Annotated in this window: 9 protein-coding genes; 6 read left to right on the forward strand and 3 right to left on the reverse strand. The window is 69.1% G+C overall.

The window, feature by feature from the left end:
- Window positions 1-188 precede the first annotated feature (188 nt).
- Window positions 189-992: an N-formylglutamate amidohydrolase gene (locus DK368_RS21050; protein ID WP_114395936.1), complete on the reverse strand. Its 804-nt coding sequence runs from the start codon at window positions 990-992 to the stop codon at window positions 189-191.
- A gap of 131 nt (window positions 993-1,123) precedes the next feature.
- Between DK368_RS21050 and DK368_RS21055 the strand changes: the two genes are divergently transcribed.
- Complete coding sequence (locus tag DK368_RS21055) at window positions 1,124-2,467, forward strand: ABC1 kinase family protein (protein ID WP_114395937.1); 1,344 nt, start codon at window positions 1,124-1,126, stop codon at window positions 2,465-2,467.
- A 45-nt stretch (window positions 2,468-2,512) separates the two neighbouring features.
- On the opposite strand, the gene DK368_RS21060 is transcribed toward DK368_RS21055, so the two are convergent.
- Entirely contained in the window at window positions 2,513-2,884 is a 372-nt protein-coding gene (locus DK368_RS21060) for an argininosuccinate lyase (RefSeq protein ID WP_114395938.1), read from the reverse strand.
- 309 nt (window positions 2,885-3,193) lie between these two features.
- Between DK368_RS21060 and DK368_RS21570 the strand changes: the two genes are divergently transcribed.
- Complete coding sequence (locus DK368_RS21570; RefSeq protein WP_155524667.1) at window positions 3,194-3,364, forward strand: hypothetical protein; 171 nt, start codon at window positions 3,194-3,196, stop codon at window positions 3,362-3,364.
- A gap of 6 nt (window positions 3,365-3,370) precedes the next feature.
- On the opposite strand, the gene DK368_RS21065 is transcribed toward DK368_RS21570, so the two are convergent.
- Window positions 3,371-3,568, reverse strand: coding sequence for a hypothetical protein (locus DK368_RS21065; protein ID WP_114395939.1), 198 nt, complete (start codon window positions 3,566-3,568; stop codon window positions 3,371-3,373).
- 172 nt (window positions 3,569-3,740) lie between these two features.
- On the opposite strand from DK368_RS21065, the gene DK368_RS21070 reads away from it, so the two are divergent.
- The 4 genes from DK368_RS21070 (at window position 3,741) to DK368_RS21085 (ending at window position 8,112) form a co-directional block, all read left to right on the forward strand.
- Window positions 3,741-4,703, forward strand: coding sequence for a hypothetical protein (locus DK368_RS21070; RefSeq protein ID WP_114395940.1), 963 nt, complete (start codon window positions 3,741-3,743; stop codon window positions 4,701-4,703).
- Between the two features lie 269 nt (window positions 4,704-4,972).
- Window positions 4,973-6,226 carry a Re/Si-specific NAD(P)(+) transhydrogenase subunit alpha gene (locus DK368_RS21075; protein WP_114395941.1) on the forward strand — a complete coding sequence of 418 codons (1,254 nt, stop codon included), beginning with the start codon at window positions 4,973-4,975 and terminating at the stop codon, window positions 6,224-6,226.
- A gap of 20 nt (window positions 6,227-6,246) precedes the next feature.
- Window positions 6,247-6,681 (forward strand): NAD(P) transhydrogenase subunit alpha part 2, encoded by a 435-nt coding sequence (locus DK368_RS21080; protein WP_114395942.1) that lies wholly within the window; start codon window positions 6,247-6,249, stop codon window positions 6,679-6,681.
- 18 nt (window positions 6,682-6,699) lie between these two features.
- Window positions 6,700-8,112 carry an NAD(P)(+) transhydrogenase (Re/Si-specific) subunit beta gene (locus tag DK368_RS21085; protein ID WP_114395943.1) on the forward strand — a complete coding sequence of 471 codons (1,413 nt, stop codon included), beginning with the start codon at window positions 6,700-6,702 and terminating at the stop codon, window positions 8,110-8,112.
- The last annotated feature ends 265 nt before the right edge of the window (window positions 8,113-8,377 follow it).

The following is an 8,377-nucleotide window of genomic DNA, read 5'->3' on the forward strand; positions in this document are numbered from 1 at the left end:
GACTACCTGAGCCCGGTGGAGTTCGAGGCACAGGACGAACCACCAGTGCCGCCCGGCCGGGCGGCACTGGTGGCGGAAACCATGCTGTAGCTTTTGCGACATGTCTCAATGATGGGGTGCAGTCCACGCCTTACGGGTGCGTTCGTGTCACCTTGGCGTCGCGTTGGCCTGACGCGGGTCGCCTTCGGTCAATGGACCTGCCGGTGCCGCAGGGCCGGGGCGGCCAGGATCGGGCGCAGCAGCCGCTCCAGCCGTGCCGCCCACGCCTCGGCCCCCGCCGCGTCGGCGATCAGGTCCTGGCGGATCTCCAGCATGACGGACGGGATGCCCGCCGGTTCGCAATGGGTGTTGATGGTGTGGCCGCAGCCGGTGCGGGCGGAATAGGGCTCGTTGTCCCCCACGACCAGATCGCCTTCGGCCTCCAGGGCCGCCAGCAGCGGCACGGCGATGCGGGGGTCGCGGTTCCACAGGATGCCGATGTGCCAGGGCCGCTGGAACCCGCGCATGACCGGCGTGAAACTGTGGACGGAGACCACGGCCGGCACCACGCCCCGCCGCTGGAACCCGTGCAGCAGTGCGGCGATGCGCTCGTGATAGGGGTGAAACAGGGCCTCCAGCCGCTGCCGCCGTCCGGCATCGCTCAGGTCGCGGTTGGCGGGCACGGCCGTCCCGTCGCTGATGTCGGGCATGCTGGTGGGGTCGTCGGGGCGGCGGTTGCAGTCCACCACCAGCCGGGAATAGCCGGTCAGCACCGCCGGCGCATCCAGCCGGGCGGCCAGCCGCTCGGTCACGGCGGCGGCGCCGATGTCCCAGCCGATATGGCGGGACAGTTCGGCCTCCGGCAGGCCCAGATCCGCCAGGGCGCGGGGGACCTGGCGGCTGGCATGGTCGCAGACCAGAAGCAGCGGAGCCTGGCCCTGGGGGCGGAGGATGCTGACGGCCGGCGGTTCGTCGGTGGCCAGCAGCGGCGGGATGGTTCGCTCGGCAAACATGACAGCCCTTCTAGCCCAGGCGCCGCCGCCGGGAAAGTGACCGAGGGCACAGGGAGGGCGCTCCGTCGCCGCCGGAAGATCGGACATGGCGGCACTGGTCGAGCGGGCGGCGGCGCCCCATCTTGTCGTCCATGACGGACGAACGAAGCACGTTGCAGGGTCGGCTTGCCCGCTATGCGCGGGTCGGCACGGCCATGGGGGGTGTTGCGGCCCGGGTCGCGGGCGAACGCTTCCTCGGCATCAAGGTCGAGCGCGAGGCCCATGCCGCGGAGCTGCGGCAGGCGCTGGGCGGTCTCAAGGGGCCGCTGATGAAGGTGGCGCAGATCCTGTCCACCATCCCCGACGCCCTGCCGCAGGAATATGTGCAGGAGCTGGGGCATCTCCAGGCCGATGCCCCGCCCATGGGCTGGCCCTTCGTCAAGCGCCGCATGGCGGCGGAGCTGGGGCCGGACTGGCAGTCCAGGTTCGCCGGATTCGAGAAGGAGGCGGCCAGCGCCGCCAGCCTGGGCCAGGTCCACCGGGCCACCCACCATGACGGACGTCTGCTGGCCTGCAAGCTGCAATATCCCGACATGCAGTCGGCGGTGGAGGCGGATCTGAAGCAGCTGAAGCTGCTCTTTTCCGTCTATGCCCGCTACGACAAGGCCATCCGCACCGATCAGATCTATGCCGAACTGGGCGACCGGCTGCGCGAGGAGCTGGATTACGGGCTGGAGGCGCGGCACATGGCGCTTTACCGCCATATGCTGGACGGGGTGGACGGGGTGCATGTGCCCGATGTGGTGCCGGACCTGTGCAGCCGCCGGCTGCTGACCATGGGCTGGGTCGACGGGCGCAGGATCACCGCCTTCAAGGAGGCCGATCTGACCGTGCGCAACCGCATCGCTATGAACATGTTCCGGGCCTGGTACATCCCCTTCTATGAATACGGGGTCATCCATGGCGATCCGCATCTGGGCAATTACACGGTGCGGCCGGACCACGACATCAATCTGCTGGATTTCGGCTGCATCCGCGTCTTCCCGCCCCGCTTCGTCCATGGCGTGATCGAGCTGTACGAGGCCATCCGCACCGATGACGAGGCGCGGGCCGTCCATGCCTACGAGGCCTGGGGCTTCACCGGCATCAGCCGGCAGATGGTGGAGGTTCTCAATATCTGGGCGCGCTTCGTCTATGCCCCCATCCTGGAGGACCGCACCCGCACCATCGAGGAAACCAACAGCGGCCGTTACGGCCAGGCCACGGCGGCCAAGGTGCACGAGGCGCTGCGGGCCGCCGGCGGGGTGGAGATCCCGCGTGAATTCGTGTTCATGGACCGCGCTGCCATCGGCCTGGGCTCGGTGTTCCTGCACCTGAAGGCGGAGATCAACTGGTACCGGCTGTTCCACGATCTGGTGGCCGGCTTCAAGGTCGAGGACCTCGCCGCCCGCCAGACCACGGCTCTGGCGGCGGCCGGTCTGGCGGCGCGGCCCTGATCCGCCGCGCCGCCGATATCCGGCCCACATGTTCGGTGACGCCTATTATTGGCTGGTGGCCCAGGTCTCGCCGGTTTTGCGGTTGTAGCTGATGGCGATCTGGGAAATGGCGCAGAGGTCGAAATCGGCCCATTCGGCCGATTCGCCGTCGTCATAGATCACCTTCAGGTCCCAATGGCAGGATTTCTCCTTGCGGCTGAAGGCGATGTTCACCGCCTCGCCATTATCCAGCTCGTCGGCGCCCAGCACATCCTCTTCCCAGTCGTCGACCTTGGCCGGCGAGACATAGACCTCGCTGATGACATAGCCGGTCTTGTTGACCAGAGTGAAATTCTGCTTGCCCTCGGCCCGGGCGGGGCTGGCCGTGCCAGCCAGGGTGCCGGTGACCAGGGTGGCCACGACCGGGGCGGCCGTCATCCATGTCCTGAAACTGAAAATTCCCAGGGTCAAATCTCGCTCCATCCGGTGAATGTGCCTGTCGCGCGATGCGCATCGTCCGGCCCAGACCGGACGGGGTTAACCCTCTCAGTCTGATGCAGTCGGATCGAAAGAGGCAAGTGGCCGCATCATCGGCCCGGTCCGATCAGGGCCGAGATCAACACCGGTTTATGCTTCCATCGCTCCCGATCGGGGTAGCGGCTACCCGATCGCCCCGTTGCTCCGGCGCCGCTCCGCCCTATTGTGCGCTGCCGTTGGGGATGGGCGCCGCAGTGGGGTGGCAGGATCGTGAGCAGTCCGGGTCGTGAAGTGCAGCTGCAACTGGCGCAGCTGGCTGTTCTGTTGGAACTGGGGCGTCAGCTGACGCCCCAGGAGAGTCTGCCGGTCTCGGTGCAGGAGGGCGAGGCGCCTGTGGCCGATGTCCGGGCGTGCTGCTGCTGTGCGGACGGGGTCCGCTAGGGAGCCTCAGCGCTTGATGCCCTCTTCCGTCAGGATCTGCACGGGATAGCCGCGATACTCCGCCGGAGCGCCGTGCTCGGGAGCGGTGACACGCAGGAAAATGCGTCCTTCGCCGATACCCACCCCGACCACCGGCTTTCCGGCATCGGTCAGTTCCTTGAACAGGGTGCGGGCGGCATCGGCCAGGGGGTGCTTCTCGGACATGGGTTCGCTTCATCGGGATGGACGGGCGCTTCCGTCCTGACCGGCGCAGTTTGCGCCGAAAGCCGGGGGCCGGTCCAGGCGTCTTGTGACCAACCGGCGGGGCCGGACCGGGAACGCCGGTGGCCAGGGACCGGTTGAACAGCGGTCCACGCCTTTCCGGGAGGAACTCCAGATGAAAAGCCTGCTTCTCACCGCGGTCGCCGGTATCGCCCTGACGGGCTCGGCGGTGGCCTGCCCGTCCAGGACCGGCACCACGGCCCAGGCCGACAGCCCCACCACCCCGGCCACAATCGTCGCGGCCGCTCCCGTCCAGGTGGCGCAGGCGTCGCCCGTCCAGTCCCTGCCCAGCCAGGCGGTGCAGGATGTGACCGGGGGGCCAGACCGCGGTTCGGCCCGGTCGCTGGACCCGGCGGCGGACCCTGCGGCGGACCCGGCGGCGGCCGGCCGGTCTGGCGATGACAGCCTGACCGGCAGTGCCCGCGACCCCTCCCATGCCGAAGCCCCGACGACGCCCTCGGATATGGGCCGGGAGGATGCCACCCGCCGCGCCGCGGACCGCCAGGCGCAGGGGCTTGATGCCGCCAGCGCGGAAGACGCCGCCGAGCGCGGGACGGTCGGCCGGGATCAGGCGCCCGCCGGTCGGACATCAGGGGAAGCCCCGGCCGGTGCCGCCGGCGGGATCGCCACGACCGGGGGCGCCACCAACTGGAAGAGTGTCAACGACTCCGCCGCCGCGCGGACGGCCGGCGGCGCGCAAGGGACGGACTCATCCGCCAGCGGCGGGACGGGCGGGGCCGACGACCGCGGGATGACCACCACCACCGCCACGGGCGACAGCCCGACCACGCCCACCACGGCCAGCGAGGCCAAGGACGCGGCCTCGGGCCGGCCCGGCGCCGGAACCGGCCGCACCACGCCGCAGGAGCGGGCCGGAGCCACGCCCGACCCGGATGTGGCCCTGTCGCCATCCGGACGCGCTGGCCAGGACGCCGACGATCCCGCCAACCTGCAGCGCGACGGCTATGGCCAGACCGGCACGCCCGGCATGCCGGCGACCGGCACGCCGGGGACGGCCGGGCCGGGTGGTATCAGCGGCGGTGCCGCGACAGGTGGGGGGACCGGCAGCGGCGGCTGACCGGAACACCGGTTCCGATCATCGGTTCCAACGGAAAGGCGGGCCACGCCGGCAGGGGTGGTCCGCCTTTTCCGTCCGGGCGCGGGGCCGGGCGCGGGGCCGGGCACGGGGGTGGCCGACAGATCCTGCCCCTGCGACGGTTCAGTCCTTCCCTTCCGGCCGGTGCGGCTTCACAAAGATTTCCGGATGCGGCATCGTGCAGGTGCAAAAACGGGCCGGAAGCTGTCCGGTCGCGCTGGACCACCGCGCCAGAGGGGGAATCAGAGCGTATGAGAATCGCCATACCCAGGGAACGCCGGGCGCACGAGCTGCGTGTCGCCGCTACGCCCGATACGGTTAAGAAATACAAGGGTCTGGGCTTCGACGTGGTGGTGGAGAGCGGAGCCGGCCTCGGCTCGGCCCTGACCGACGACGCCTTCGCCGCCGCCGGGGCGGAGATCGCGCCCGATGCCGCCACCGCCTTGCGGGGCGCGGATATCGTGCTGAAGGTCCAGCGTCCGCTGCTGGCCGGCGAGGGCCAGATCGACGAGCTGGCCCTGCTGAAGCGTGGTGCGGTGCTTGTCTCCGGCCTCAATCCCTATCAGGCGCCGGAGAGCGTGACGGCCTATGCCGCCGCCGGCATCGATGCCTTCGCCATGGAGTTCATGCCGCGCATCACCCGCGCCCAGAGCATGGACATCCTGTCCAGCCAGTCCAACCTGGCCGGCTATCGCGCCGTCATCGAGGCGGCGGCCGAATTCGGCCGCGCCTTCCCGATGATGATGACCGCCGCCGGCACCGTGCCACCGGCGCGCGCCCTGATCATGGGAGCCGGCGTCGCCGGCCTGCAGGCCATCGCCACCGCCCGCCGCCTGGGCGCCATGGTCAGCGCCACCGATGTGCGCCCGGCCACCAAGGAGCAGGTGGAAAGCCTGGGCGCCACCTTCGTCGCCGTGATGGACGAGGAGTTCCAGCAGGCCCAGACCGCCGGCGGCTATGCCAAGGAGATGTCGGCGGAGTACAAGGCCAAGCAGGCGGCCCTGATCGCCGAGACCATCAGGAAGCAGGACATCGTCATCACCACGGCCCTGATCCCCGGCCGCAAGGCGCCGGTGCTGGTCAGCGACGAGATGCTGCGCAGCATGAAGCAGGGCGCCGTGCTGGTGGATCTGGCGGTGGAGCAGGGCGGCAATGTCGAGGGCTCGGTCCCCGGCGAGGTGGTGGAGAAGTACGGCGTCAAGATCGTCGGCCGCATCAACATGCCCAGCCGCATCGCCGTCGACGCCTCCGCCCTCTATGCCAAGAACCTGCTGAACTTCCTTACTCCCTTCGTGGCCAAGGACAGCCCGGGCACGCTGGCCTTCAACGGCGAGGACGAGGTGGTCAAGGGCACCGCGCTGACCCGCGGCGGGGCCGTGGTCCATTCGGCCTTCGCCCCGAAGGAGGCACCCGCCGCGCCTGTTGCCGCCGCAGCACCGCCGGCCCCGCCGGTTCCGGCCGCGTCGCCCGTTCCGGGTGAGCCCCCGGCCACGCCCACCGTCTGAGGCCCGAGGAGACCGCAGCCATGACTCCCAGCGAACACGCCCAGAACGCGGCCGAACTCGCCAACCAGGCCCAGGCGCTGGCGGACAAGACCGCCGACCTGGCCAACGAGGCCGCCATCGTCGCCAGCGCGGCCATGCACCAGGGCGGCATGCCCTTCATCGTCACCGGCCTGACCATCTTCGTGCTGGCCTGCTTCGTCGGCTATTACGTGGTCTGGCGGGTGACGCCGGCCCTGCATTCGCCGCTGATGGCGGTGACCAACGCCGTGTCGTCGGTCATCATCGTCGGCGCCCTGATCGCCACCGGCGCCGGTGCCTTCGGCGTCTCCACCATCTTCGGCTTCCTGGCCGTGGTGCTGGCCAGCGTCAACATCTTCGGCGGCTTCCTGGTCACCCAGCGCATGCTGTCCATGTACAAGAAGAAGGCTGCGCCCGCCGGCGCAGCCAAGAAGTAAGACCCGGGAGGCGACATCATGCTTGTTGCTGCTTCGCTCGCCTACCTGGTGGCGGCGGTCTGTTTCATCCTGGCCCTGCGCGGCCTGTCCAGCCCGGAATCGGCCCGCCAGGGCAATATGTTCGGCATGGCCGGCATGGCCCTGGCCATCGTCACCACCCTGGCGGTGGTGCCCGACCTGCACGGGCTGGACTGGCTGCTGATCATCCTGGGCGTCGCCATCGGCGGCGGCATTGGCTATGTCATCGCCAAGCGCATCCAGATGACCCAGCTGCCGCAGCTGGTCGCGGCCTTCCACTCGCTGGTCGGTCTGGCCGCCGTGTTCGTGGCCGCCGCCGCCTTCTATGCCCCGGAAAGCTATAATATCGGCGTCCCCGGCGACATCCATGTGGGCTCCATCATCGAGATGAGCCTGGGCGTGGCCATCGGCGCCATCACCTTCACCGGCTCGCTGGTGGCCTTCCTGAAGCTGGACGGCCGCATGAGCGGCAAGCCGCTGGTGTTCAACGGCCAGCACATGCTGAATGCCGGCCTGGGCATCGCGCTGGTGCTGCTGGTGGTGCTGCTCTGCATCACCCAGAGCGCGATCCTGTTCTGGCTGATCATCCTGGTCGCCCTGGCCCTGGGCTTCCTGCTGATCCTGCCCATCGGCGGCGCCGACATGCCGGTCGTCGTCTCCATGCTGAACAGCTATTCCGGCTGGGCGGCGGCGGGCATCGGCTTCACCCTGCAGAATCCGCTGCTGATCATCACCGGGTCGCTGGTCGGCGCGTCGGGCGCCATCCTGTCCTACATCATGTGCAAGGGCATGAACCGCTCGATCTTCAACGTCATCCTGGGCGGCTTCGGCGGCGACAGCGCCGCGGCGGCAGCCGGGGCCGGCGGTGCGGTGGAGCGCAGCTACAAGGCGGGCAGCGCCGACGATGCCGCCTTCATCATGAAGAACGCCCAGTCCGTCATCATCGTGCCCGGCTACGGCATGGCCGTGGCCCAGGCCCAGCACGCCCTGCGCGAGATGGCCGACCTGCTGAAGAAGGAGGGCGTCGAGGTCAAGTACGCCATCCATCCAGTGGCGGGCCGCATGCCCGGTCACATGAACGTGCTGCTGGCCGAGGCCAACGTGCCCTATGACGAGGTGTTCGAGCTGGACGAGATCAACCGCGATTTCGGCCAGGCCGACGTGGCCTATGTCATCGGCGCCAACGACGTGACCAACCCGGCGGCGAAGACCGACCCCACCAGCCCCATCTACGGCATGCCGATCCTGGATGTGGAGAAGGCCAAGACCGTCCTGTTCATCAAGCGGTCGATGGGGGCGGGCTATGCCGGCGTCGAGAACGAACTCTTCTTCCGGCCCAACACCATGATGCTGCTGGGTGACGCCAAGAAGATGACCGAGGAGATCGTCAAGGCCTTGTCCGGCGGGCATTGATCCCCGCTGGCCGTTCCCGAACGGCGGGGCGCCGGTCCGATGGGCCGGCGCCCTATTTCGTCCGCCGGCGCCCCGGTCCGGGGTTGTCACCCTGACGGCGACAAAGGCGACCGTAACGCGACCCCAAGGCGACGCTAAGATGGACTGCACCCCATCATTGAGACATGTCGCAAAAGCTACAGCATGGTTTCCGCCACCAGTGCCGCCCGGCCGGGCGGCACTGGTGGTTCGTCCTGTGCCTCGAACTCCACCGGGCTCAGGTAGT

The organism is Oleisolibacter albus, assembly GCF_003336875.1.
Classification (GTDB): domain Bacteria; phylum Pseudomonadota; class Alphaproteobacteria; order Azospirillales; family Azospirillaceae; genus Niveispirillum; species Niveispirillum album.